Source organism: Pseudomonas sp. NFACC16-2, assembly GCF_900119205.1.
In the GTDB taxonomy this organism is placed as follows: Bacteria; Pseudomonadota; Gammaproteobacteria; order Pseudomonadales; family Pseudomonadaceae; genus Aquipseudomonas; species Aquipseudomonas fluorescens_Q.
The window spans coordinates 1-23,161 of the sequence record NZ_FPIX01000036.1 but is presented as its reverse complement, the minus strand read 5'-3'; the positions used below and the strand labels follow the sequence as shown (position 1 = coordinate 23,161).

Annotated in this window: 22 protein-coding genes and 1 pseudogene; 11 read left to right on the top strand and 12 right to left on the bottom strand. The window is 62.4% G+C overall.

Annotation, left to right across the window (positions count from 1 at the left end):
• Positions 1–29: 29 nt before the first annotated feature.
• Complete coding sequence (locus tag BT116_RS23295) at positions 30–971, bottom strand: LysR substrate-binding domain-containing protein (protein WP_072347409.1); 942 nt, start codon at positions 969–971, stop codon at positions 30–32.
• A gap of 93 nt (positions 972–1,064) precedes the next feature.
• Between BT116_RS23295 and BT116_RS23290 the strand changes: the two genes are divergently transcribed.
• On the top strand, positions 1,065–2,078 hold the full coding sequence (locus tag BT116_RS23290) for a DMT family transporter (RefSeq protein WP_072347407.1): 1,014 nt from the start codon (positions 1,065–1,067) through the stop codon (positions 2,076–2,078).
• A 283-nt stretch (positions 2,079–2,361) separates the two neighbouring features.
• Complete coding sequence (locus BT116_RS23285) at positions 2,362–3,345, top strand: zinc-dependent alcohol dehydrogenase family protein (protein WP_072347405.1); 984 nt, start codon at positions 2,362–2,364, stop codon at positions 3,343–3,345.
• Here BT116_RS23285 and BT116_RS23280 read toward each other — a convergent pair.
• Positions 3,335–3,610: pseudogene (locus BT116_RS23280) on the bottom strand (universal stress protein); the annotation flags it as partial. The gene BT116_RS23285 and the pseudogene BT116_RS23280 overlap by 11 nt on opposite strands.
• A gap of 152 nt (positions 3,611–3,762) precedes the next feature.
• Here BT116_RS23280 and BT116_RS23275 point away from each other — a divergent pair.
• Complete coding sequence (locus BT116_RS23275) at positions 3,763–4,326, top strand: GNAT family N-acetyltransferase (protein ID WP_072347403.1); 564 nt, start codon at positions 3,763–3,765, stop codon at positions 4,324–4,326.
• Between the two features lie 51 nt (positions 4,327–4,377).
• On the opposite strand, the gene BT116_RS23270 is transcribed toward BT116_RS23275, so the two are convergent.
• Together BT116_RS23270 and BT116_RS23265 are read right to left on the bottom strand one after the other, a co-directional pair.
• Positions 4,378–5,289 (bottom strand): universal stress protein, encoded by a 912-nt coding sequence (locus BT116_RS23270; protein WP_072347401.1) that lies wholly within the window; start codon positions 5,287–5,289, stop codon positions 4,378–4,380.
• Positions 5,290–5,389: 100 nt separating this feature from the next.
• Positions 5,390–6,640 carry an MgtC/SapB family protein gene (locus BT116_RS23265; RefSeq protein WP_072347399.1) on the bottom strand — a complete coding sequence of 417 codons (1,251 nt, stop codon included), beginning with the start codon at positions 6,638–6,640 and terminating at the stop codon, positions 5,390–5,392.
• A 257-nt stretch (positions 6,641–6,897) separates the two neighbouring features.
• Between BT116_RS23265 and BT116_RS23260 the strand changes: the two genes are divergently transcribed.
• On the top strand, positions 6,898–7,821 hold the full coding sequence (locus BT116_RS23260; protein ID WP_072347397.1) for a universal stress protein: 924 nt from the start codon (positions 6,898–6,900) through the stop codon (positions 7,819–7,821).
• A gap of 296 nt (positions 7,822–8,117) precedes the next feature.
• Here the strand turns inward: BT116_RS23260 and BT116_RS23255 are convergent, their stop codons facing one another.
• The gene (locus BT116_RS23255) at positions 8,118–9,440 is read right to left on the bottom strand and encodes a sigma-54 interaction domain-containing protein (protein WP_072347396.1); all 1,323 of its coding nucleotides are present in this window, start codon (positions 9,438–9,440) and stop codon (positions 8,118–8,120) included.
• Positions 9,441–9,671: 231 nt separating this feature from the next.
• Between BT116_RS23255 and BT116_RS23250 the strand changes: the two genes are divergently transcribed.
• From BT116_RS23250 to BT116_RS23230, 5 genes are read left to right on the top strand one after another with little or no spacing between them, the layout of a single operon-like run.
• On the top strand, positions 9,672–10,550 hold the full coding sequence (locus BT116_RS23250; protein ID WP_072347394.1) for an MBL fold metallo-hydrolase: 879 nt from the start codon (positions 9,672–9,674) through the stop codon (positions 10,548–10,550).
• Between the two features lie 46 nt (positions 10,551–10,596).
• A complete protein-coding gene (locus BT116_RS23245; RefSeq protein ID WP_072347392.1) occupies positions 10,597–12,267 on the top strand; it encodes a bifunctional protein tyrosine phosphatase family protein/NAD(P)/FAD-dependent oxidoreductase in 1,671 nt (556 codons plus the stop codon).
• A gap of 28 nt (positions 12,268–12,295) precedes the next feature.
• Entirely contained in the window at positions 12,296–13,099 is an 804-nt protein-coding gene (locus BT116_RS23240) for a sulfite exporter TauE/SafE family protein (protein ID WP_072347390.1), read from the top strand.
• Between the two features lie 43 nt (positions 13,100–13,142).
• Positions 13,143–13,577: a YeeE/YedE family protein gene (locus tag BT116_RS23235; protein ID WP_072347388.1), complete on the top strand. Its 435-nt coding sequence runs from the start codon at positions 13,143–13,145 to the stop codon at positions 13,575–13,577.
• A 2-nt stretch (positions 13,578–13,579) separates the two neighbouring features.
• Positions 13,580–13,999, top strand: a complete 420-nt coding sequence (locus tag BT116_RS23230; RefSeq protein ID WP_072347386.1) for a DUF6691 family protein — start codon at positions 13,580–13,582, stop codon at positions 13,997–13,999.
• Positions 14,000–14,245: 246 nt separating this feature from the next.
• Here the strand turns inward: BT116_RS23230 and BT116_RS23225 are convergent, their stop codons facing one another.
• Genes BT116_RS23225 through BT116_RS23195 form a run of 7 tightly spaced genes read right to left on the bottom strand, consistent with a single transcriptional unit; the run spans position 14,246 to position 20,540 of the window.
• The gene (locus BT116_RS23225) at positions 14,246–15,613 is read right to left on the bottom strand and encodes a sensor histidine kinase (protein WP_072347384.1); all 1,368 of its coding nucleotides are present in this window, start codon (positions 15,611–15,613) and stop codon (positions 14,246–14,248) included.
• A complete protein-coding gene (locus BT116_RS23220; protein WP_003201124.1) occupies positions 15,610–16,272 on the bottom strand; it encodes a response regulator in 663 nt (220 codons plus the stop codon). Before BT116_RS23220 ends, BT116_RS23225 begins: the two co-directional genes overlap by 4 nt.
• Before the next feature lie 11 nt (positions 16,273–16,283).
• Positions 16,284–16,928 (bottom strand): tetratricopeptide repeat protein, encoded by a 645-nt coding sequence (locus BT116_RS23215; RefSeq protein WP_072347382.1) that lies wholly within the window; start codon positions 16,926–16,928, stop codon positions 16,284–16,286.
• On the bottom strand, positions 16,925–17,734 hold the full coding sequence (locus BT116_RS23210; RefSeq protein ID WP_072347380.1) for an SDR family oxidoreductase: 810 nt from the start codon (positions 17,732–17,734) through the stop codon (positions 16,925–16,927). Before BT116_RS23210 ends, BT116_RS23215 begins: the two co-directional genes overlap by 4 nt.
• Positions 17,721–18,395, bottom strand: coding sequence for an iron-containing redox enzyme family protein (locus BT116_RS23205; protein ID WP_072347378.1), 675 nt, complete (start codon positions 18,393–18,395; stop codon positions 17,721–17,723). Before BT116_RS23205 ends, BT116_RS23210 begins: the two co-directional genes overlap by 14 nt.
• Positions 18,392–19,873, bottom strand: coding sequence for an AMP-binding protein (locus tag BT116_RS23200; RefSeq protein ID WP_072347376.1), 1,482 nt, complete (start codon positions 19,871–19,873; stop codon positions 18,392–18,394). The genes BT116_RS23205 and BT116_RS23200 overlap by 4 nt, the downstream gene beginning before the upstream one ends.
• Positions 19,863–20,540 (bottom strand): thermostable hemolysin, encoded by a 678-nt coding sequence (locus BT116_RS23195; protein WP_072347374.1) that lies wholly within the window; start codon positions 20,538–20,540, stop codon positions 19,863–19,865. Before BT116_RS23195 ends, BT116_RS23200 begins: the two co-directional genes overlap by 11 nt.
• A 244-nt stretch (positions 20,541–20,784) precedes the next feature.
• Between BT116_RS23195 and BT116_RS23190 the strand changes: the two genes are divergently transcribed.
• Positions 20,785–22,491, top strand: a complete 1,707-nt coding sequence (locus tag BT116_RS23190) for an amidase (protein WP_072347479.1) — start codon at positions 20,785–20,787, stop codon at positions 22,489–22,491.
• A gap of 394 nt (positions 22,492–22,885) precedes the next feature.
• Positions 22,886–23,161 (top strand): IS4/Tn5 family transposase DNA-binding protein (locus BT116_RS23185; protein WP_305883634.1); only part of this gene is annotated, 276 nt, incomplete at its 3' end.

Genomic DNA, 23,161 nt, shown 5'->3' with positions numbered 1-23,161 from the left:
TACCCAATACTTTATCCGTCATGGCGGCCTCACCGGTTTAACCGCGACTGGCCGAAGCCGGCCTGACGATCACTTCCCAGTTCACCTTCAAGCCAGTCGAGCAGCGCGCTTACCTCAACCCGACCTTCCCCGCCCGGCCGGCTGAACACCGATATCGCGTCAGGCAATGGGACGCTTTCTGCGCAAGGTCTCACCAACGCACCGCTCTCAAGCAGCCCTTGGGCGGTGCGCCGCCACCCCAATGCGATGCCATGCCCCTCGACAGCCGCCTGGAGCATCAAGGGATAGCTATCAAACAGCGAGCCCTTGGGAACGTCGTCGAGCGACTGTCCAAACGCCTGGAACCAGGCCCTCCAGTGCATCCAATGAGGCGGCGTAGCGTGATAGTGCAAAAGAATGTGGGACTTCAGGTCAAGGACTTGCAACGTTTTGTGGGAACGCAGGTAATGAGGACTGCATACGGGAAATACTTCATCAGCGGCGGTAAACATCAAGCCATGGGTGCCGCTGGGTCGTCCTGTGCTTTGCAGGGCTACGTCAAAATGCTCATTGAACTCAGTCAGCGGCCCGGTGGATGTGGCCACCTGGATCTCGATTTCCGGGTATCGCTGGTGGAACGTCGAGAGCCGCGGCATCAACCAGTAGAACGCTTCGCATAATTGGCACAGCAAAACGACGCGGTTTTTACCTGGCGATTGACGAAGGCTGACAGCACTGGCACTGATGCTTTGCAGTGCGTTACTCACCACACGTCCCAACTCACGCCCTTGCGGGGTCAGGAAAACGGCGCGGTTACGACGGCAGAAAAGTTTCAGCCCCAGGTCCTCTTCGAGCCCACGGATCTGCCGACTGATCGCCGCCTGGGTAATGTGCAGTTCCTCGGCGGCCTTGGAAAAACTTTCCAGGCGCGCAGCCGCTTCGAAGGGCAACAAGCTGGCAAGCGGCGGTAATGACTTTCCAAGGGTATTCATAATCAGAGGTAATGCATCCAGGGCCGAGAACTCGTTTGTAGCATAGCGGCAATGCTGTGCAACATGCGCTCAATGCCTCAAGGATATGCATGAATGCCCAATGCCTACTCGAACACCCTCGCCGGCGTGAGCCTTGCCATCGTCGCGACGCTGAGCTGGGCGTTGAATTTCATTGCGCCTTACGTCGTCGGTGCCTACACGATCCACGATCTGTTGATCATCCGGTTCCTGATCGCCGGGGCGCTGGGTGCGGCTGTCGTGGTGGGCTATCGGACCCAGCTTCGGCGCCTGCGCCGTAGCCAACTGCTACTTGGCGCAAGCCTGGGGGTCATCGGGTACCTCGGCTATAGCAGTTGCATTGCCGCAGGCGTCATGTTTGCCGGGCCGGTACTGACCCCGGCGTTCATTGGCATGGTGCCGGTCTTGCAGGCACTGCTCGGCAATGCCACCCACAAAACCCTTCAATGGCGCAGACTGGTGATACCCCTGGCCTTTTTAACAGGAGGGCTATTGCTGTCGAACATCAGCAGCATCCAGCAGCCCCCGAGCGACGACGGTTCATGGTTGACGGGCGTGTTTTTCTCGATCGGTGCAGTGCTCTTATGGCTCGTATTCAGTTGGTTGAACCAGGGCGCCTTGGTCAATCTATCGGCCAGCGCTTCGGGGGCCTGGACCGGTCTCATGATGGTCGGCGCAGGAATCGGCACCTTGTGCTTGTTACCGGCGGCGCAAGCGCTCGATCTTCTCAAGCTGCCAAGCCTGGGTTTCAGTATTTGCGTGGCGAGACACCTGTACGCCTGGGGTTTTGTGATTGCGCTGATGTCGTCAGTCATCGGGGCCTGGGCCTGGAACGCGGCGTCCCGTCGCCTTCCCATGGTGCTTTCCGGGCAGTTGATATCCCTGGAATCACTCTTTGCCACACTACTGGGCTTGTTGTTTCATCACCGGCTACCAACGCTTCTGGAAGCGTCAGGTCTTGCTGGCGTGCTGGTGGGGGTGGTGATGGCAGTTCGTATCATTCTGCTCCCCCGAGGGATAACACTGGGTGAAGCTCCCCGCAAGGTAGCTCTGGGCGACGATGGCCGGGCCGCCGACCGGGGCCGGTGATCAGGATCATGTTAAGAACTGCCCTACGGCCAGGTCATTGAACGCACGCCAGTAGGCGTCAATACCTTCCAGTTGGTCGGGGCTGAGAAATCGCTCATCACGTCCTCCGCAAAGACACAGGGTTGCCATGCCTGATTCTGGAACGCGGGAATAAGGGTGACTTGATTTACATCAGAACCATTTACATCAGAACCAGGGACGCTAAGGTCATACAAGGTGCTTGCTCGATGCCCTGGCGCCGCTCACTGGCATGGCGAGCGCCCGCTCACACAGGAGAATGCTCATGCGCGCCATGGTCCTGCATACGATTGGCCAGCCCTTGCAACTGGAGGAACGCCCTCAACCGACGCCGGCCGCCGGGCAACTGCTGATCGAGGTGCAAGCCTGCGGTGTGTGCCGCACCGACTTGCATCTGTTCGACGGTGAACTGCCCCAGGCTCGATTGCCTCGGGTGCCGGGCCACGAGATCGTCGGTGAGGTCACCGCCGTCGGCGCGCAGGTGGCCCCGGACTGGATCGGCCGACGGGTAGGCGTGCCCTGGCTGGGGTGGACGTGTGGGATGTGTGAGTTCTGCCGCTCGGGCCGGGAGAACCTCTGCGACCAGGCACTGTTCACCGGCTGCCAGCTGGACGGCGGCTATGCCGACTACACCGTTGCCGATGCGCGATTCTGCTTCCCCCTCCCCGATACGCTTGAGGCCGCCGAAGCCGCGCCTTTGCTGTGTGCAGGGCTGATCGGTTTCCGGGCCTTGCAGATGGCGCAAAACGCCCCTCACTTGGGCCTTTATGGCTTCGGCGCCGCTGCGCACCTGGCGATCCAGGTCGCCGTGGGCCGGGGCCAGCAAGTCTATGCCTTCACTCGCCCCGGTGATGACCCCGGCCAGGCCTATGCCCGTTCGCTGGGCGCGACCTGGGCCGGGGCATCGGATCAGCTCCCGCCCCATCTGCTGGACGCCAGCCTGATCTTCGCCCCCGTCGGCGAACTGGTGCCGCTGGCCTTGCAAGCCACCGCCAAAGGCGGTTGCGTGGTGTGCGCCGGCATTCACATGAGCGACATCCCTGCCTTCCCCTATCGCTTGTTGTGGCAGGAGCGCAGCGTGCGCTCAGTGGCCAATCTGACCCGCGCGGACGGCCTGGCATTTTTCGAACAGATCCAGCGCACCCCCGTGCATTGCAACGTGACCTGCTACCCATTGGTCCAAGCCAACCAAGCGCTGGAACACCTGAGGAGCGGACAGGTCAACGGGGCCATCGTACTCATCCCTTGACCGCCAGCACACTGCCCGGCACCGAGTACAAGGCCCGTTCTGTCGTGCTGCCAATCAAACGCTCAAGACCGGCGCGGTGCACTGTGCCCATCACCACCACGTCGGCCTCGAATTCGTCGATGAATTCCTGGATGACCGGCACTGGCAGGCCAACGACGAAGTGCCGACGCTCCGCCGGTACGCCACAGTGCCCGGCCAGGCTGATAAACGCCGCATGCAGCGATTCGCGCAGGGCGTCGGCAAAGTCGTCATCCCAAGCCCCGGACGGTTTGATCTGAATCAAAGGCCGGGCAATCGACGGGCGGATACGCAGGCACTGATCCAGATCAGAATCGATCGCCGTGGCGGGCGTAGAACAGTACCGAATGCGTAGCTTCTTATCGCACCGCACGTGCACATCCGAGGGAGGATCGCACCATGCTCACTGTCAAAGACCACAACGAACGCGCCGCTGCCCTGTATGCCAGCATCAGTGGCAAACACTGGATCCAGGCACTCAAGGACGGCCGGCATGTCTTGATCCGCCCGCTCAGGGAGCAGGATCGCCAGCGCGAATACGACTTCATCATGCGCCTGTCACCGGAGTCCCGGCACATGCGCTTCCTGGCGCAGATCAATGAGCCGGGCGCGGCGCTGCTCGATAACTTGATGGACGTCGACTGCAAGACGCGCATGGCCTACATCGCGCTGGTCCATGACAACGGCGAGTTGATCGAGATCGGTGTCAGCCGCTATTGCGCGACCCAGGAACACGAATGCGAGTGTGCGGTGACGGTCGCCGACCCTTGGCAACACCTGGGACTGGGGACGTTGTTGATGGAGCACCTGATCGACACCGCGCGTAAAAACGGCTATCGCCAGATGTACTCCGTCGATGCGGCCAGCAATGCCCCAATGCGGGACTTGGCCCATAGCCTGGGTTTTGAAACCCACAGCGATCCCGACGACACCCGGCAGGTCATCCACCGGCTCTACCTTTGATCCCGGACGCGGCGCGAGGCCTTGGCATGGCCTCGCGCGGCGTTGCGCCAATCACGCTTGCGGCTTGATCGCCAATACGCTGCAGGGCGCCCGTTGCAGCAGCAACTCAGCGGTGGTGCCCAAGCGCTTGTCCAGGCCACGATGCGCCGTGGTGCCCATGACGATGACATCGATCTGGTGATCGGTGGCGAACGTGCAAATGCTGTTCAGCGGCGCCCCTTCGATGAAGTGGCACTGCTGCGGTGCGACCCCGTGCCGCTCGGCCAGGGACTCGAACACCTCGTGCTGTGCCTGGCCCAACGCTTCATAGAGCCCGGTGGCCAGGGGCAGCGCACCAATGCCCATATCCGAGGCGTAGACAGCCGTCCAATCGAAGGCGTGCAGCAATTCAACCTGGGCGTTGCATTGTTCCGCCAGTTTGACCGCGGCGTCGACGATCCGGTCGTTGAACACCAGGTCCTGCTCCTCGCTGCGCAGCACATCGACAATCGCCAGGACCCGCCGAGGCCGCGGGTTACGAGCGTCCGTAACCAGATGCACTGGCACCGGACAGTCGCGCAGCAAGCGCCAGTCCAGGGGTGTGAAAAACACCCGCTTCATTGCCGGTTCCGGCTGCGCGTCCTTGATGATCAACGCCATCGGCATCTCCTTGACGTATTGCTGCAAGGCTTGGAAGGCATCCTTGCTCCACACCACCTCGCAGGTCACCTCGACGCCGTGCCGGCGCGCCAGTTCGGCCTGTTGCCACAGCCAATGCCGATGGGTTTCCAGATAACCCTCACGCGCTTGCTTGACCTGCTCCGGGGCGAACAGGCCGGCCACCGAGAGCACCTCCAGGTAGTGGATCGCCACAATGTGCAGGGGCAAGTCCAACGCCAGGGCCAACTCGGTGGCGCGGTCGAACGCCGGCGTACGGATCATGGCGTCGGGCGCCAATAACAACAAACGTTGAGTCTGGGACATGGAACACCTCGGCACGTGGCGACAGCCACTTAAAGGATTGAGGTTTCCAGAATGGACGCCTGCCCGAGACAGGACTTGATCTTCATCAAGCAGCCATCATTCAGGCTGACAAACTCGGGAGCAACAGCCCCGCCCACATCGCCAGTGTGACCAGCACCTGGCCGGGAATCACATACCCGGCGAACCTTCGCCCGCCACTGAGCCAGGCTACGATGCATTTGCTCAGGGAGTTGCTGCTCAGCGCCATCAGCACCGGTACGGCGACGCCGTCGAAGGGCAACAACCCGCCCTTGGCCAGGGAAGCGATGGAGGCCGTCGAGGCATGGGCGTCGAGCAACCCGCTGAAAATCGCGGTGACGGTCACTCCGGCCTGGCCAAACGCATCGAGCATCGCCGACGAGAGGACGGTGATAGCGGCCATCGCCAGGACCATCGTCATCGCCAGTTTGAGGCTGAAGGCGCCGCTGTGCTTGATGGTTTCATCGGCCCGCGCCCTTGGCCGGGGAAACATCAGCACGCTGGCATAGAGCAATACCATCAGCATCCCGCACAATAGCGGCCCCCACATCCAACGCAGCAGCGCGGGGTCCACGGCTGCGAGAATCAGGCCCATTTGAACCACCGTCGCAAGGTTGGATAACACTGCCGCGGCGCTCACCACCTTGAGATTGATCGGGTCTTTGGCCGCGATGCCACCCATGGTCGCGACCGTCACTGTGGCGGAGGCGAATCCCGAGGCAATCGCACTGAGGGCGTAGCCGTAGCGGGTCCCCAGGGTTCGAACCGCGACATGCCCCAGCGCACCCACCGCCATCAGCATGACGGTGAGGGTGCACAGGTTGCGCAGGTTGATGGCGTCATAAGGCCCGAGGAATCGATCCGGTGCCAGCGGGAGCACGACCAGCGCGGCGATCAACAGCACCAGGCCATCGCGCATCTCGGTGGCCGTCAATTGGTTGCGGGCAAAGTGGTGCAACGCCTGGCGGCTGGCGAGCAGCCCGGCCATCACCACCCCAATCGAGGTCGCCAGGCCTGGGGCGCTCGCACAGAGCGCGCCCAGTGCCAATACTGCGAACAAGGCCACCTCGCTGGTGATCCCCGGATCCTTGTCGAGGTTTCGCCAATAGGCCACGGCGACCAATGCGCCCAGGGCGAGCGTCATGCCCCCCAGCAACAAGGGACCGCCCGCCTGGACCGCCAGGTAGCCGAGCACGGACGTGATGGCGAAGGTACGCAGGCCGGCGAAGTCGCGCCGGTCGCCCTCGCCTTTGCGCCGTTCGCGCTCAAGCCCCACCAGCAGGCCGATTCCCAGCGCGGCGGCGGCATTGGCGAAGGCCAGGCTTTCAGTCATGGTTACGGCTCTCTGGCACTGCCTGCGGTTGTCACTCAATCCAGCGGTCCGAGCCGGCTGCGCTCGTGCCCTGGGGCGACTGATCATGCTCAAACATAGCGCGATTGCCGCGCCGTTGCCGCCTTCGATGCAACGCTTTGAAGCGTGTTTGATGCAAATCAAGTTACCGGGCTCCATGACGCTCATGATCGATGACAGACACCACGCCGCGCGAAACGTCGCCCGGCGCCAACAGGTCCTTGCCCGGGAGGTTTGTCATGTCTACGCAATCACGATTGATGCTGGTTGTCTCGCCCCTGATGGAACACAGCCCGGCGTTCGACCGGGCTGCCGCACTGGCCAGGGCCGAAGGCGCGGCGCTGCATATTGTCGCGTTTGACTACCTCGAAGGCCTGGCCACGGCGGGCCTGGTCAACGAGCAGGCGCTGGAGCAGATGCGCCTGGGCTACATCGAGCGCCACCGGCAGTGGCTGGAAGAACAGGCCAGGCCCCTGCGCAACCTCGGCATCGAGGTCACGACAGAAGTGACGTGGGTCGAGCGCCCCTTGCAGGAAATCCTGGTCCACCTCAAGGAAGCGCCGATGGAAGCGCTGATCAAGTCGGTGGACCCTGAGTCGTGGTTTTCCCGACTGATGTTCACGCCGCTGGACGTGCATCTGCTGCGCGAATGCGAGGTCCCGCTGCACTTCGTCAACAAGGTCGCCCACGCCCGCCCGCGCAAGATCCTGGCCGCCATCGACCCGTTCCACCAGGACGGACGCTACGAAGGCCTCAATGATCGGATCCTGAGCGAAGCCAACAAGCTGGCCACCCGCTGCGACGCGACGCTGGAAGTCATCTACGCCTATGACCTTTCGTCCATTACCGCCGCTGAATACGGTTTTGGCAACGGTTCGATGTTCTTCTCCTCGACCCTGGCCCGCCAGCTCTACGAGTCCCAGGGCGCCGCCTTCGATGCACTGGCCGAACGCAATGGCATCGCCGCGGATCAGCGACGCATGATCATGGGTGACCCGGTCAAGGTGCTGGCGAGCTACGCCGCGTCCCATGACATTGATGTCATCGTCATGGGGCGCGTGCGCTACGGCAGCCTGGACAAGCTGATCGGCAGCACCGTCGAAGGCCTGCTGTACAAGATGCCCTGCAGCCTGTGGGTGATTGCGCCGCAGCAGATGGGCTGAAGGCAGCCCTGTACCGATGGCCTGTAGAACAACCGCTCCGTATCCACAGGAAACAAATGGGCAACCACTATTCCCGGATGACGCCTGAGCAGATGATGCAACAACAGCAAATGAGCCCACCAGCGCGCTAGGCCGGCCTCCAGTGCCCACTCACCTGCCGCGTCGGCAGGTGAGTTTACTTGCTTGCCCCTTGGGCCGAGGTGGGTACGCCGAACCTGTCACTGAGGGTGTTCGAGTCGAAACCTGCCAAACTGCCAGGGGCTGGCAGTCATTGGCAGTCCAGGCTCCGATGACGTTCAGGCCAGGCCTTGTTCTTTCAACCGCCTGTATAACGTGCGCTCACTCACGCCCAGGTGCCTGGCCAGTTCGCGGCGGGTGCCTTTGAAAGTGGCCACCCGCTGTTCCAGGTCCCTGCTATCGCGGGCAGGCGTCAAGGCTGGGGCGGACAACACCAAGGGGGGCGCGGGCAGATGCAAGGCGTGAATGACGCCGTCGTCGGCAAACAGCGCAGCTCTTTCCAGGACATTGCGCAGCTCGCGGATATTGCCCGGCCAGGCAAACCGCTGCAATTGCATCAGCGCCTCGGGATCGATGGTCAGCCGACGCTTACCGATCCCGGAACGTTGCAGGAATGAATCCACCAGCAAGCCGATGTCTTCAAGGCGATGCCGCAAGGGCGGTAAATGGATAGGGAAAACGCTGATGCGGTAGTACAAGTCCTGCCTGAACTCGCCCTTCTCCACCATCTTCTCCAAGGGCTTATGGGTCGCGGCCACCAGCCTGAAATCGGCGTGCTGGGTTTCTACACTGCCAACACGGCGATAGGTTCCAGACTCGATCAGTCGCAACAGTTTCACCTGCATGGCCAGGGGAACATCGCCTATCTCATCGAGAAACAGCGTACCGCCCTGGGCCGTCTCCACCAGGCCCACCTTGCGCGTGGTGGCGCCGGTAAATGCCCCCTTTTCGTGGCCGAACAGCTCGCTCTCAAACAACGTTTCGGTCAAGCCGGAGCAATCCACCACGACAAAAGGCCCGGCGGCCCGCTCACTGGTTTCATGGACGGCGCGGGCAAACAGCTCCTTGCCTGTGCCGGACTCTCCCAGCAACAGCACCGGCAACATCGAGGGCGCTACCCGCCGCAGTTCCAACAGCGCCTGATTAAAGGCCGGCGAACTGCCCACCAGCCCCTCATTACTGGGCCGTGCCGATGCGCTCCGCACCTGGGTAAGGCGCTCCACATAAGCGGTGATGACGCCGTGCTCATTCAGGATCGGACGCAATTCCACATCGACGTGTTCGGGCCCGCGCGGTGTGTGATGAATGTGCAAGACCCGATCCGGACTGCGCATCTCCCTGGCCTTTTTCATCGGGCAGTTCTCACCGGCCTGGTCACAAGGCACATCGTAGTGGTGGGAAACCCGATAACACTTATGGCCAATGAACGGCTTCTCGGCGCTGCCGAACTGACGCAGGTAAGCCGTATTCCCCGCCAGGATGTTGTAATCAGGATCGAGGACGATCATCGGCTGGGGCTCGTGCTCCAGAAACGAGACCAGGGACTGCACCTGGTCTGTACGTGGAAGCGGGTCTTGGGTAGACGGCAGGCGGTGTGTCATCGCGGCTCCAGTGAATTCATCCAGCACAGGTGGCACTGCCACTATGCCAACAAACACTGCCAATGGCAGTTTAATTGTCTGGACATCGGCCCGCGTCCTCGCGGAACTTATTAATTTAAATCAATAAAATCATAATGTTAGTCCTTTAAAACTACCCAGCACCCACCTGGCAGCATTATTGCTCTGTCTGTTCTTCAAGCGGTTCGATGAGAGCCCCGATGGAGACCGTTCATGACCGTAAAACCGTACGTCGAAGGATTTTTCGATCCTGAGACCCACACTGTCAGCTATCTGGTGCTGGACGAAGCGACTCGCCGGTGCGCGTTGATCGACAGCGTCCTGGATTACGATCCCAAATCAGGCCGTACCACAACCACCTCGGCCGACAAGCTGATGACCCGGGTGATCGAGCTGGGGGCGAAGGTCGAATGGATTCTTGAAACCCACGTCCATGCCGACCACCTCACCGCCGCCCCGTACCTGAAGGAAAAGCTCGGCGGCACGATAGGGATCGGCAGCCAGATTACCGCCGTGCAGGAAGTCTTTGGCACGCTGTTCAACACCGCTGGGCAGATGCCCCGCGATGGCAGTCAGTTCGACCACCTGTTCGTCAATGACGAGTCGTTCACAGTCGGAACGCTGCAATGCCGTGCGCTCCACACACCGGGCCACACGCCCGCCTGCATGACATATGTCATCAGCGACGGCAGGGAAACGGCTGCATTCGTTGGCGACACCTTGTTCATGCCCGACTACGGCACCGCACGGTGTGACTTCCCCGGTGGCAACGCGCATACCTTGTTCCGGTCCATCAACAAGGTCTTGAGCCTGCCGGCCAACACCCTGCTCTACACCTGTCACGATTACCAACCCGGTGGCCGCGAGGTGCAATTTTCCAGCACCGTCGCCGAGCAACGCGCCGACAATGTTCATGTCCGTAACGGCATCAGTGAAGAAGCATTCGTGGCAATGCGCACCCAGCGCGATGCCTCGCTGGACATGCCGACGCTCATCCTGCCATCGGTCCAGGTCAACATGCGGGCCGGGCATTTCCCGGAGCCGGAGTCGAACGGCACGTGCTACCTAAAAATCCCACTCAATCGGCTCTGAAGACCCGCCCCCTCTCATAAGAAAAACCGTCATCACGGAGACAGTCATGGACATCCGCCACCTTGCGTCCGGCCTCTCGATCTCGGGGCAGATTCAACCCGAGCAAATGAGTGAGATCAAAACCAGCGGCTTTCGCGCCATCATCTGCAACCGTCCTGATGGTGAAGGCAGCGATCAACCTTTGTTTGCCGACATCCAGCGCGCGGCACAAGCGATGGGCATCGAGGCGCACTACCTTGCCGCAGAGTCCGGCAAGGTGACCGATGAGCAAGGTGTTGCCTTCGGCAAATTGTTCGAGTCCTTGCCCAAGCCAGTGTTGGCGTATTGCCGCTCCGGCATGCGCTCGACGACGATGTGGGCACTGTCCCAGGCCGGCCAGCAGCCCTTGCCGCAGATTGTCGAAGCCGCCAGGAAAGCCGGTTTCGACATGAAAGGCGTCATTCGCAGAATTGCCAACGAGGGACGCACGCCTGTTGGCGTGGCCGAGGCCCGACATGCCGTGGTGATTGTCGGCGGCGGCGCGGCGGGCATCGCCACAGCCTCGAGCCTGTTGGCCCGCGAGCCAGGCCTGGACATTGCCATCATCGATCCGGCGGATGTGCATTATTACCAGCCCGGCTGGACCCTCGTCGGCGGTGGCGTGTTCGAGGCACAACAAACCGCCCACACGATGGGTGCGACCATTCCCCGGGGCGTGCATTGGATCAAGGCGGCTGTCGCGGCTTTCGAACCTGAAAACGACGCCATTATTCTCGATGGGTGCCGCGTGGTCCGCTACGAGCAGTTGATCGTATGCCCGGGCCTGAAACTGGACTGGCATGCCATTGAAGGCTTACCGCAGACACTGGGGCGCAACGGCGTCACCTCGAACTATCTGTACCACCTGGCCCCCTACACCTGGGAACAGGTGCAGCAATTGCGCAGTGGCCGGGCCATTTTCACGCAGCCCCCCACGCCGATCAAATGCGCCGGGGCCCCTCAAAAAGCGATGTACCTGTGCGCCGACCACTGGAAACGCCAAGGCGTACTCGGCGATATCGAGATCGACTTCTGCAGCGCCGGGGCTGTCCTGTTCGGTGTTCCCGACTACGTGCCGGCCTTGATGGAGTACGTCCGCGCCTATGAGATCGACCTGAATTTCGGCAGTACGCTGACCTCTGTCGATGGACCGGCACAAACGGCGACCTTCCGCTGCGTCAAGGCCGATGGCAGTACTCACCGGGTGACGCACGACTTCGATCTGCTGCATGTGGTGCCCCCTCAGATCGCGCCGGATTTTATCCGCGTAAGCCCGCTGGCCGATGGGGCGGGCTGGATCGATGTCGATCCCGACAGCTTGCGGCATAAAACCTGGGCGAATATTCACGCACTGGGCGATGCCACCAATACCAGCAACGCAAAAACCGCAGCGGCGGCGCGCAAGCAGGCGCCCGTGGTCGCCCATAATGTGCTGGCGGCCATGGGCAAGGCCAAGGGCAGCGCCCATTACGACGGCTACGGTTCCTGCCCGCTGACCGTGGAACGAGGCAAGGTCGTGCTCGCTGAATTCACCTACGGCGGCAAGCTTGCCCCCAGCTTCCCGTCCTGGTTGATCGACGGTACTCGGCCTTCGAGACTCGCCTGGCTCCTTAAAGAGCGAATTCTTCCGCCGCTGTATTGGAAAGCCATGCTCAAGGGCCGTGAGTGGCTGGCGAAACCTGAACTGGCGGACCTATGAAATCGAACCTCTGCTCCAGGAGACCGAGATGATTGCAGTCCTGGTACTGGGCTTTGCGGTGGGCGTGATCCTGGCGCTGACCGGTGCCGGCGGCGGCATACTCGCCGTCCCGTTCCTGGTTTTTGGCGTGGGCTTGAGCATGGCCGAGGCCGGGCCCATTGGTTTGCTGGCGGTGGGCCTGGCCGCCACCCTGGGCGCCGTGATGGGCCTGCGCAATGGCATCGTGCGCTACAAGGCGGCGCTGTTGACGGCCAGTGCGGGGGTCATCTGCTCGCCGCTGGGCCTTTGGCTGGCGCAGCGCACACCCAACCGTCCGCTGACGATCCTGTTTGCCTTGTTGCTGATGTACGTGGCGTTTCGGGCCTTGCAAAAATCACTGCCCGCTCGTGCCGGGGCAAAGGCATTCGCCGCGCGCAAACCGCCACCCTGTGTCCTGGACGAAAGTCGCGGCAAGCTGAACTGGACCGGCCCTTGTGCATGGGCGCTCACCGCTTCGGGCACGATCGCCGGGGTGCTTTCCGGACTGCTCGGCGTGGGCGGTGGTTTCGTCATGGTTCCGGCGCTCCAGCGGTACACCAATTTGACCACGCAGTCGGTGCTCGCCACGTCACTGACTGTCATCGCCTTGGTTTCCATGTCAGGGGTGCTGGCGAGTTCGGCGATGGGGCACCTGCAATGGCCAATAGCGCTACCCTTTTCCATGGGGGCCATCGTCGGCATGCTCGGCGGGCGCCTGGTCGCTGCGAGATTGCCGGAAGTCTACCTGCAAAGAGGCTTTGCCCTGGTGTCCACGCTGGTAGCGATCGCGCTGCTGGTAAAAGCCCTGGGTTGAGTTGCCTGGTGGAATTTCAATGATTGTGCATTGGAGAACGCTGATGAATCTCGACTGGCTCAACTTTACGCCGTGGTCATCCCTGGCCGGCGGCATGTTGATTGGCCTGGCGGCCAGCCTGTTCGTGGTCGCCAACGGCCGGATCGCCGGCATCAGCGGGCTGATCGGCAGCCTGCTGCAGCGAGGCAGCGAAGGGGTGGGCGAAAAGGCCCTGTTTCTCCTGGGCCTGCTCGTCGCGCCGCTGGTATGGGGCGTGTTTGCCACCTTGCCGCCGATCGAGTTCCAGAACGGCTGGCTTGGCCTCACTGTCGCGGGCCTGTTGGTGGGTGTCGGCACTCGTTACGGTTCGGGCTGCACCAGTGGCCATGGCGTGTGTGGCCTGTCGCGCCTTTCACCGCGCTCGATGGTCGCCACGGCGTGTTTCATGCTCAGCGGTTTCGCCACGGTATTTGTCCTGCGTCACGTGATGGGGGTTTGAACATGCGCAAACTGACGGCATTCATCGCCGGCCTGCTCTTTGGTTTCGGGCTGCTCCTGGCGGGCATGGCCAACCCGAAAAAGGTGTTGGGTTTCCTGGACCTGGCCGGCACCTGGGATCCGTCCCTGGCGTTGGTGATGATCGGAGCGATTGGCACCGCCATCGCCCCCCTGGCTTGGGCACGCCAACAGACTCATTCGCTGCTGGGCAGCCCCATGCAGTTGCCGGTCAAGCGAGAACTGGACCGACGCCTGATCGGTGGCAGCCTGGTGTTCGGCATCGGCTGGGGCATTGCCGGCATCTGTCCTGGCCCCGCCGTGGCCATCCTGCTGAGCGGACACTGGCAAGCCATTGTGTTCATGCTGGCCATGTTGGCGGGCATGTTGCTGTTCACCGTGCTGGAAACCCGGCGCAACCGCTGATCGTGAATTCACCGTTATGCCCCGCTCCCAGTCAGAAAGTAGATAAATCCGTGGCGAGGGAGCTTGCTCCCGCTTGAGTGCGAAGCGCTCACAAAAAAGGGCTGCTGCGCAGCCCAGCGGGAGCAAACTCCCTCGCCACAATGACTCACACAAGCCTTAAGTGAACAGCATTACTGGTGGTGGGCGGCAATCATTCAGGGGCGCCGATTCTGGCCCGGAAAAAAGTCATGGCGGCGGGAACGTCATTTAAAAGCGCCCTATTTCCAAGGTCGCGCACAGCCCACCCTTGGTGCGATTCTCCAGGCGTATGCGCCCCCCCAGACGATCCGCGATGGTGCGTACGATCGTCAGCCCCAACCCCGCCCCTTGGTCATTGCCGCGGCTGTAGAACCGCTCGAAGAGCCGCTCACGCTCGGCCTCGTCGATACCCGGCCCCTGGTCTTCAACTGACAGCTCGTAGTGATCGCCCTTCCTGGCCAGGCGTACGGTGATCGTGCCGTTGGCCGGCGAAAAATTGGCCGCATTGGTCACCAGGTTGTTCAAGGCGATATCGATGGCCACCGGGTCGATTCGAACCGGGCCGATGTCATCGCTGACATCCAGCACTGGCTCGAGCCCCTTGCTCAACAACCAAGGCGTCATTTGCACCAGGCTCGCCCGAACCGTGGCGGCCAGGTCGATGACCGCAGGCGTCGGCACACCTGCCTGCGGTTCGAGCCGCGCCATGGTGAGCAGTTGATTGACCAGACGCGTAGTGCGATCGACGCCGGCGATCAGGTGTTCCAGGGACTCGCGACGGCTTTGCTCGCTCCCCGCCTCCATCAGGTTCTGCGCATGCACCCGCAGCACGGCCAACGGCGTACGCATTTCATGGGCGGCGTCGGCAATGAAACGCCGCTCACGGCCCATCACCTCCTGGATCTGCGCCAAGACGCGGTTGAGGGCCGCCTGCATGGGCTCCAGCTCCGTAGGGAGCGGCATCATTTGCAGGGGCTCCAGTGAGCCGGGATGCCTGGCCCGCAACTTCGCCGCCATATCGACCAGGGGTTTGAGCCCCCAGCCGATGGCCAGCCAGATCACGGCCGCAAGCACCACGCTGCCGATCAGGTTGGGGACGACGGTGTGACGAACAATGCGGTCGACCAGGTCGGCACGCACGTCGTCACGCTCGCCCACCCAGATCTTCAAGCCGTATTGCGCGTCGTCGAGGACGAACGCCCGCCACTTACGGTTTTTCTGGTCCACGACCTCACTGAAGCCAGGCGCGCTCGGCGGTGAGGTGAACGACGGTGCGCTGGACGTATGCACCAACACCGAACCCTGTGAGTTCCAGACCTGGAAAGCGATCTTGCTTTCATAGGGATGACCGTCGACTTTGGGCGCTGCCTGCCCCAACGCCGAATTGAACGCCTGATACAGTTCGGCGTGCTCCTTGCTCGCCATCGGCATGCGCATCACGCCCTGCAATAGCCGGGCATTCTGCGCCAACTGGGCATCGTAGACCTCGGCGATTTCGTGGTTGCTGTCATGCAGGTTGAATACGGTGATGATCAACAAACCAAGGAACAGCAGGCCAAGAATCAACGTGAGGGTGCGACGCCGGATCGAACTCATCGACGCTCCTCCACCAGGTATCCGACCCCGCGAATGGTGCGGATCAGGTCGGTGGAGAATTTCTTGCGCAGGTGATGGATGTGCACTTCCAGCGTGTTGCTCTCGGCCTCCTCGCTCCAGCCGTAGAGCAGTTGCATCAGATGATCGCGAGTCATGACGCGACCCGGCGGCGAGAGCAGCTCATGGAGCAACTGATACTCCTTGGGCGTCAGGGCCACCGGCTTGCCTTGGTAACTGACTTGCTGGGTACCTGGGTTCAGGCTGATGCCGGCATGTTCGATCAACGCTTGGGCGCGGCCGGCGCTGCGACGCAACAGGGCCCGTAGCCGGGCCTTGAGTTCCGCCAGATCGAAGGGCTTGACCAGATAATCGTCGGCCCCGGCGTCCAACCCGGCGATGCGATCCTCGGTGGCATCGCGGGCAGTGAGGATCAGCACCGGCAGGTTGGAGCCACTGTCACGCAAGCGCCGCAACACTTGCAGGCCGTCCATGCGTGGCAGGCCCAGGTCGAGCACCGCCAGGTCGAATGTTTCACTGAGCAACGAATGCAAGGCGCTGCTGCCGTCCTGCACCCAGTCGACGGTATAACCTTCGCGACTCAGGGCCTGATGGATGCCCTCGCCCAGGGCCACGTCATCCTCGATCAGTAATAAACGCACATCCGCTCCTGTCAGTTCAGTTGCTTGTTCACATCCACCAGTAAGGCGTCGATCTCCTTGCGGCGCCCGGCATCAGCCGTTTCCCGACCCGGCCGCGGTGCTGCCTGCAAGGCTTTTTGCAACGCTGCCTTGGCTTCGCTATAGCGCTTCTGACGGTAGAGGTGATCGCCCCAAAAGTACAGGCTGTCGATGCCGTTCGGGTTGAGTTGCAACGCCTGCTTGAGCAATTGCTCGGCCTTGTCGGAGTCGCCGAAACCCAGGGGCCAGCCCGGCACCCGGTCGTAGAGTGCGCCGAGGCTGGTATAGGCCGAGCCTTGCAGGGCCTTGGGGTCCAGGGTCAGGGCTTTTTCCAGGTCGCCCTTGGCATCCTTGACCTTGCCCAAAGCACCGATCCCCCCCTTGGCACCGGCCCAACTGCTGTTGACGATGCCAGACCAGATCCACGCTTCGGCCACCGATTGGCGCTCCTGCTTGAACGCCGAGGCCTGGACGGCGAGTTTTTCGAACGCATCGGCGCGTTGGCCTTCGGGCACTTCATATTGAATATGGGCCCAACTCTGCTGGATGTCGCTGAGACGTTGCTGGTCGGCCGCCTCCAACGCCCAGACGCTTTGGCTCAGGGTGCCGATCAACAGGCAAGCGAGGATTTTTTTCATGGCTTGAGATGCTCGTTTTCGGGTTTGTGACTGAGACGGCGCACCAGTGGCAATTGCTTGCGCAGGCCACGGTCCACCAGGTTGGGCAGCAGGCTGTTGAGGCCGACGAAAAAGCGTTCGGGCCAGCCCAGATACAACTCGCGTCGGTCGCCGATAATCGCGTGGATCACCGCCGCCGCCACGGTTTGCGGGTCGTCGACGTTGGCCTTGAGGGCTTGGTTGAGCGCATCGGCCGCCGGACTGTTCATCGAGGTACGGGTGGCCCGGGGCGCTACGTAGAGCACCCCGACACGGGTATCGGCCAACTCCCGGCGCAAGGCTTCGGAAAAACCGCGCAAGGCAAACTTGCTGGCGCAGTAGCTGGCATAGCCCGGGTAGCCGATTGATCCATAGGTCGAGCCAACATTGACCACCATCGCACTGTCAGCCTGCTTGAGCAGTGGCAAGAGCAGTTTGGTCAGGCAGATCGGCGCGCTGATGTTCAGCGCCAGCATGGCGTTGATCTCGCTGTCGTCGAGTTGTTCGAGCATGGCGAAGTGGTTCACGCCGGCGGCATTGATCAGCAGGTTGATACCGCCCTGGGCCTCGGCGGCGACCAGCACTTTGCGCCGGTCGACGAGGAAGGTCAGGTCGGCTTCGACCCAGCTCAAGTGCTGCGGATAACGCTCCAGCAACGGCTGCAAGGCTTCGTGATGCCTGGCCACGGCCAGCACCCGAGCACCACTGGCGCACAGGGCGGCGGCGATGGCCTGGCCGATTCCGCCACTGGCGCCGGTCAGCACGACACGCGCATCACACAGGCGCATGTTCATGCTCCCCGTCACGCGGCAGGCCGCGGAACATGTCGGTGTACAACCGATACACCACCTTGGAGGCATGGATCACCGCAGCCTGGTCCGCCGGATCCTCCAGCCGGTTCATCAAGCCGCGATAGGTCTGCATATGCTCGATGTCGAGCGAACCATGGGAGCTGAGGTAGCTGAAGGCCGTGGGTGGCAATTCCAGGCGCTGACGAATGCTGTCGGCGGCATGGGTCGCCAGAGCGATACTGGTGCCTTCCAGCACATTGACCATGCCGAACAGGCCCACCGGGTTGCCTCGGGCGATCAAGTCGTAGAGGTAACTGACCATCAGCTCAATGGGCAACGACGGCTGACCGTTGCGCACCGCTTCCTTATCGCCACCGCACACGGCAATGTCATCCAGCACCCATTGCTCGTGGCCGTACTCTTCGTCGATGTATTCACACACGGCCTTGCGCAGCCATTCCAGATGCGCTGGCAGGCGCGCCCCGCAAGCCATCATCAGCGGTACGGTGTGGCGCACGTGGTAATACGCCTGGATCAGGAACCCCCGGTAACTGGCGAGGCTGACCTGGCCGTCGAGGGCGTCGCGGATGATTGGCAGATTGAACAGGGTCTGGCGCTCTTGCTGGGTGGCTTCTTGCAACGTGTCAAAAAAACTCATGATGGGGATTCCTCGGACAAGACAGATGAGGTGAGCCGCGCGCGGTAATGCTCGACGATGGCCTCCCGGCGTGGCCGGCCATTGGCGGTGAGCATGCCGTTGGCAGCGCTGAAGGGTTGGTCCAGGCGCGTCCAGCGATGGACCCGCGCGTAGTCGGGCAGCGTGTCGTTGGCCTTGGCCACGGCCAGCTCCAGCGTTTGATCCGTGCAGTCGGCCCGGGCGGGCCAGAGCAGTGCATGGTTGTGCGGCATGGCTTCGCCATAGACAAAGGCCTGGGCAATGTCACCGCCCTGGGTGAGTTCGGCTTCAACCCATTCGGGGTTCACGTTGCGACCGAAACTGGTCACGAACTGATGCTTCTTGCGACCGCGCAGGTAAAGGAAACCGTCTTCGTCGAACTCACCCAGGTCGCCGCTGGGCCACCACTCGCTGGCATGCGGTGGCTCACCCAGGTAACCGAGCAGCGTCGAACCCTTGATCAGGACTTCGCCGTCCTCGGCCAAGCGGATCTCCACATGGGGTAGCGGCCGGCCGACACTGCCGGCGCGATGAGCCTCTGGCCGATTGAGGCAGACCACCGAGGCGCATTCCGACAGCCCATAGCCTTCAAACACCGGCAGGCCAACACGCTGGGCCCGCTGCAACAAATCGTGGGACACCCGTGCCCCGCCAACGGCGGCGAATCGCACGATGTGCGGGTTGAACATCTTTTGTTCCGCAGCCATGACCAACATCAGCAGCAGCTGCGGAACCAGGATCAGGCTCTGCGCCCGACGCTCGGCCAGGCATCTCAGCAGCCGCGTCGGGTCGACCCCACTGGCGCCCTGGATGCCGAGGGTTTTCTGACTGGGCAGGCTCAGCATGGCACCGGCATACAACGCCGCGTAGCAGCCAAGGTTTTCCAGCAAAATCGCCAGGGGCAGTAACGTCAGGTGATGCCTGGCCTCGACCGGTTGGCTGGCCTGCTCCAGTTCGCGGGCCACCCGCAACAGGCTGTCGGCGCTCAGGCAGACGCCCTTCGGCGTGCCGGTGGTGCCAGAAGTGAACGTCAGCTTGGCGGTGCCTGCCGGCAGACGGCTCGGTCCGTCGAAGTGCCGTCGCCAGAACTCGCCACTGTGCTGGTATCCGGCAGCTTGCAGTTGCGCTTCGAACGCGGGCTCGGCAATCACTCGCTCGGCTTGGCTCTGTTCCAGGCAGTGCTGACGTTGAGCCTGGCTGAAAAACCCGGGCAGGATGACGCAGGTCAGCCCTTCGAACAGTGCGGCAAGGTCCCAGAGCATCGCTTCGATGCCGTTATCCAGCGCCAGGGCGACAACACTGATGTGTTCATCGCGCAAGCGTTGCTGGCGGTACACCACTTCGGAATAAAGTGTCGCGTAGTCGAGCTGCGAGCCGTCGCCCCACAGTGCCACGGCATGGCCCCTGCGCTCGGCATGACCACGCAGAGTGCGCTTGAAGCGTTCCATTTCAGGCGACATGGCTGGTTTCTCCGAGGTCCGTCGGCAGTCCCAGGCGATTGAACACGCCGGTATTGCGCAGATGAATGAAACCGGCGCGGATGTTTCCGACATGAACCCACGGCTGGCTCTCGTAGTAGCGGCCCCAGAGATGACGGTCCTCGCCGAGGCGCTGCGGGTCTGCCGGGCACAGCGTCACAGGCTTGAGGCCCAGGCGATGGAAGCTGTTGACCAGGCCGATGTTGCCAGTGAACGCAACCCACTCCAGGCCGCCCATGGCCAACAGATAAGTGATCGCTATGATGCTCAGCCGGGCGCTGCCCGTGTCGCTGGCGGCCAGGTTGCCAACCTCGACGATGCCAGCGCGGTCCACCGCACGATCGGCGGCGGCGCTGATCAAGGGCTCGATGGGGCTATCCAGATAATGTTCGAGGAACAGCGGCCCCTGGGCGGCCAGGCGCACGCCAGCGGCTGCGCAGAGCGTGCCATGGACATCGTCGAGCCCGAACAGCTCCGGCATGAAGTGACGAATATCGGCACCGTGGACCTGGCGAAAACGCTGCTGGATGAACGCCTCGAACTCAGCTCGCCGGGCTTGTCCCGGCAACGCCCGGTGCAAGTGCCGAACCGGCGGGCCGGCATCACCGAAGGCCAGCGGCAGGTGGATGTTCCAGTCGAAATCGGGCATGGGTCAACGTTCTCCCTCGGGCTATTGGGAGAAAGTATCGAGGCCGTTTCTTAACGAAGTCTGAAGGTGGCAAATTTTCGGCTCGTTCGAGACGCAGTCCGGTCAAACCTGACTGCCCCTGATCGCTATTCCGTAGTACAGTGCGCAAGTCCGATAAATATCCACTTTGAGATGACCTGAAGTCTCAGGAGCAGCTTCAATGGAACCGAACACCCCGCAATCCCTCTGCCGCGGCGCTGACAGCATGATCGAAATCACCGAAGCCTCCATTGGCCAATTGCGCGCTGCGCTGGAGTCGGGCCAGACGACCGCGGTGGCGCTTGTCCAGGCCTACCTCGCCAGGATCGATGCCTACGACGGCCCCGACACGCCCACAGCTCTCAACGCGGTGGTGGTGCGCAACCCCGATGCATTGAAAGAGGCCCAGGCCTGCGATGCCCGTCGGGCCAGCGGCCAGACCCTGGGGCCGCTTGACGGCATTCCCTATACGGCCAAGGACAGTTACCTGGTCAAGGGGCTCACTGCCGCTTCCGGCAGCCCGGCGTTCAAGGACCTGGTTGCTTATCGCGATGCGTTCACCATCGAACGGCTTCGCGCCGCCGGGGCGATCTGCCTGGGCAAGACGAACATGCCGCCCATGGCCAACGGCGGCATGCAGCGCGGGGTGTATGGCCGTGCCGAGAGCCCGTACAACGGCGACTACCTCACCGCGCCGTTTGCCTCCGGCTCCTCGAACGGTGCGGGCACGGCAACCGCCGCCAGTTTCGCGGCGTTCGGCCTTGCCGAAGAAACCTGGTCGAGCGGGCGCGGTCCAGCGTCGAACAATGGCTTGTGTGCGTATACGCCGTCGCGCGGGGTGATCTCGGTGCGTGGCAACTGGCCGTTGACGCCGACGATGGACGTCGTCGTGCCCTTCGCCAGGACCATGGCCGACCTGCTCGAAGTGCTGGACGTGGTGGTCGCCGAGGACCCGGACACCCGTGGCGACCTGTGGCGCCTGCAACCCTGGGTGCCGATTCCGAGCGTTGATTCAGTGCGTCCGGCCTCGTATCCGAGCCTTGCCAGCACCCCAAGTGCGCTGGCAGGCGTTCGGTTCGGCGTTCCTCGGATGTACATCAACGCCGACCCTGAGGCGGGCACGGCCCAAGCCCCCGGTATCGGCGGCCCGACGGGGCAGCGAATCATCACCCGCGCCTCGGTGATCGAGCTCTGGGAGCAAGCGCGCAAGGCGCTTGAGGCCTGTGGCGCCGAAGTGGTCGAGGTGGATTTCCCCCTGGTGTCCAACTGCGAGGGCGATCGTCCTGGCGCACCTACGGTATTCACCCGCGGCCTGGTTTCCAAAGAGTTCCTGCACCATGAATTGTGGGACCTGTCGGCCTGGGCATTCGATGACTTCCTGCGGGCCAACGGCGATCCGAAGTTGAATCGCCTGGCCGACGTCGACGGACCGAAGATCTTCCCCCACGACCCGGGCACCCTGCCCAACCGGGAGGATGATCTGGCGGCCGGCATGGATGAGTACGTGAAGATGGCCCAGCGGGGCATCACGCCGTGGGACCAGATCCCGACCCTGCCCGACGGCCTGCGTGGGCTTGAACAGACACGTCGAATCGATCTGGAGGACTGGATGGAGCGGCTGGGCCTGGACGCGGTGATCTTCCCGACCGTCGCCGACGTCGGGCCGGCGGATGCGGACGTCAACCCGGCATCTGCCGATATCGCCTGGAGCAATGGGGTCTGGGTCGCCAACGGCAACCTTGCCATCCGCCATCTGGGCGTGCCTACGGTCACCGTGCCGATGGGCATCATGGCGGATATCGGCATGCCCGTCGGGCTGACGTTCGCTGGCCGCGCCTATGACGATTCGACGTTATTGCGACTGGCCTCGGCGTTCGAATCGATCGGTTCAAAACGCCTGATCCCGCCACGGACGCCGCCGCTGTCGGCTTGATCGTCTAGCGGGCTCGGTCTTGACCACAAGTCGATCGCTCCCACGCTCCTGCGTGGGAAAGCCGCCAGGGACACTCCGCGTTCCGCTTCTGGCAGGTGACGCAGAGCGTCACGGGCTGCATTCCCACGCAGAGCGAGGGAACGATCAAGCGTGGCGGAGGAGCTTGCTCGTGCTGGGTTAGGCAGCAGCCCCTGCCCTGGCTCTATAATCGGAAATACTGTTGTATCGATCGTTCCCACGCTCCTGCGTGGGAATGCCGCCAGGGACGCTCCGCGTTCCGCTTCTGGCAGGTGACGCAGAGCGTCACGAGATGCATTCCCACGCAGAGCGCTCATCGTTCTACATAACTCTGTTTTCAAGTATTTTGGGAATTCGGAGAAATGGAGAACGATGATTGAATTGGGCACAGGACGAAATGAAAACCGCCGACTTGGGTGATGGCCGTTTAAATGCCAGGCTCGCCAGCTTTTTAGGACGCCTAGCCGATCATCCCGGCAACAGCATCCCGACCGCTTGTCGAGGGCTGGCAGAAACGACGGCGGCTTATCGATTTCTTGATAATGAGAAAGTCACGTTCCAGAAGGTGTTGCAGCCCCATCAGGACGCGACCCTGCAACGGATGCAATGCAGTCCCGTGGTGCTGTTGGCGCAAGATACGACCGAGATGGAC

Bases quoted from the DNA above. Each gene is read 5' to 3' on its own strand.
- BT116_RS23295 (WP_072347409.1), bottom strand. From the start codon at position 971: ATGAATACCCTTGGAAAGTCATTACCGCCGCTTGCCAGCTTGTTGCCC.
- BT116_RS23290 (WP_072347407.1), top strand. From the start codon at position 1,065: ATGCCCAATGCCTACTCGAACACCCTCGCCGGCGTGAGCCTTGCCATC.
- BT116_RS23285 (WP_072347405.1), top strand. From the start codon at position 2,362: ATGCGCGCCATGGTCCTGCATACGATTGGCCAGCCCTTGCAACTGGAG.
- BT116_RS23275 (WP_072347403.1), top strand. From the start codon at position 3,763: ATGCTCACTGTCAAAGACCACAACGAACGCGCCGCTGCCCTGTATGCC.
- BT116_RS23270 (WP_072347401.1), bottom strand. From the start codon at position 5,289: ATGTCCCAGACTCAACGTTTGTTGTTATTGGCGCCCGACGCCATGATC.
- BT116_RS23265 (WP_072347399.1), bottom strand. From the start codon at position 6,640: ATGACTGAAAGCCTGGCCTTCGCCAATGCCGCCGCCGCGCTGGGAATC.
- BT116_RS23260 (WP_072347397.1), top strand. From the start codon at position 6,898: ATGTCTACGCAATCACGATTGATGCTGGTTGTCTCGCCCCTGATGGAA.
- BT116_RS23255 (WP_072347396.1), bottom strand. From the start codon at position 9,440: ATGACACACCGCCTGCCGTCTACCCAAGACCCGCTTCCACGTACAGAC.
- BT116_RS23250 (WP_072347394.1), top strand. From the start codon at position 9,672: ATGACCGTAAAACCGTACGTCGAAGGATTTTTCGATCCTGAGACCCAC.
- BT116_RS23245 (WP_072347392.1), top strand. From the start codon at position 10,597: ATGGACATCCGCCACCTTGCGTCCGGCCTCTCGATCTCGGGGCAGATT.
- BT116_RS23240 (WP_072347390.1), top strand. From the start codon at position 12,296: ATGATTGCAGTCCTGGTACTGGGCTTTGCGGTGGGCGTGATCCTGGCG.
- BT116_RS23235 (WP_072347388.1), top strand. From the start codon at position 13,143: ATGAATCTCGACTGGCTCAACTTTACGCCGTGGTCATCCCTGGCCGGC.
- BT116_RS23230 (WP_072347386.1), top strand. From the start codon at position 13,580: ATGCGCAAACTGACGGCATTCATCGCCGGCCTGCTCTTTGGTTTCGGG.
- BT116_RS23225 (WP_072347384.1), bottom strand. From the start codon at position 15,613: ATGAGTTCGATCCGGCGTCGCACCCTCACGTTGATTCTTGGCCTGCTG.
- BT116_RS23215 (WP_072347382.1), bottom strand. From the start codon at position 16,928: ATGAAAAAAATCCTCGCTTGCCTGTTGATCGGCACCCTGAGCCAAAGC.
- BT116_RS23210 (WP_072347380.1), bottom strand. From the start codon at position 17,734: ATGCGCCTGTGTGATGCGCGTGTCGTGCTGACCGGCGCCAGTGGCGGA.
- BT116_RS23205 (WP_072347378.1), bottom strand. From the start codon at position 18,395: ATGAGTTTTTTTGACACGTTGCAAGAAGCCACCCAGCAAGAGCGCCAG.
- BT116_RS23200 (WP_072347376.1), bottom strand. From the start codon at position 19,873: ATGTCGCCTGAAATGGAACGCTTCAAGCGCACTCTGCGTGGTCATGCC.
- BT116_RS23195 (WP_072347374.1), bottom strand. From the start codon at position 20,540: ATGCCCGATTTCGACTGGAACATCCACCTGCCGCTGGCCTTCGGTGAT.
- BT116_RS23190 (WP_072347479.1), top strand. From the start codon at position 20,785: ATGATCGAAATCACCGAAGCCTCCATTGGCCAATTGCGCGCTGCGCTG.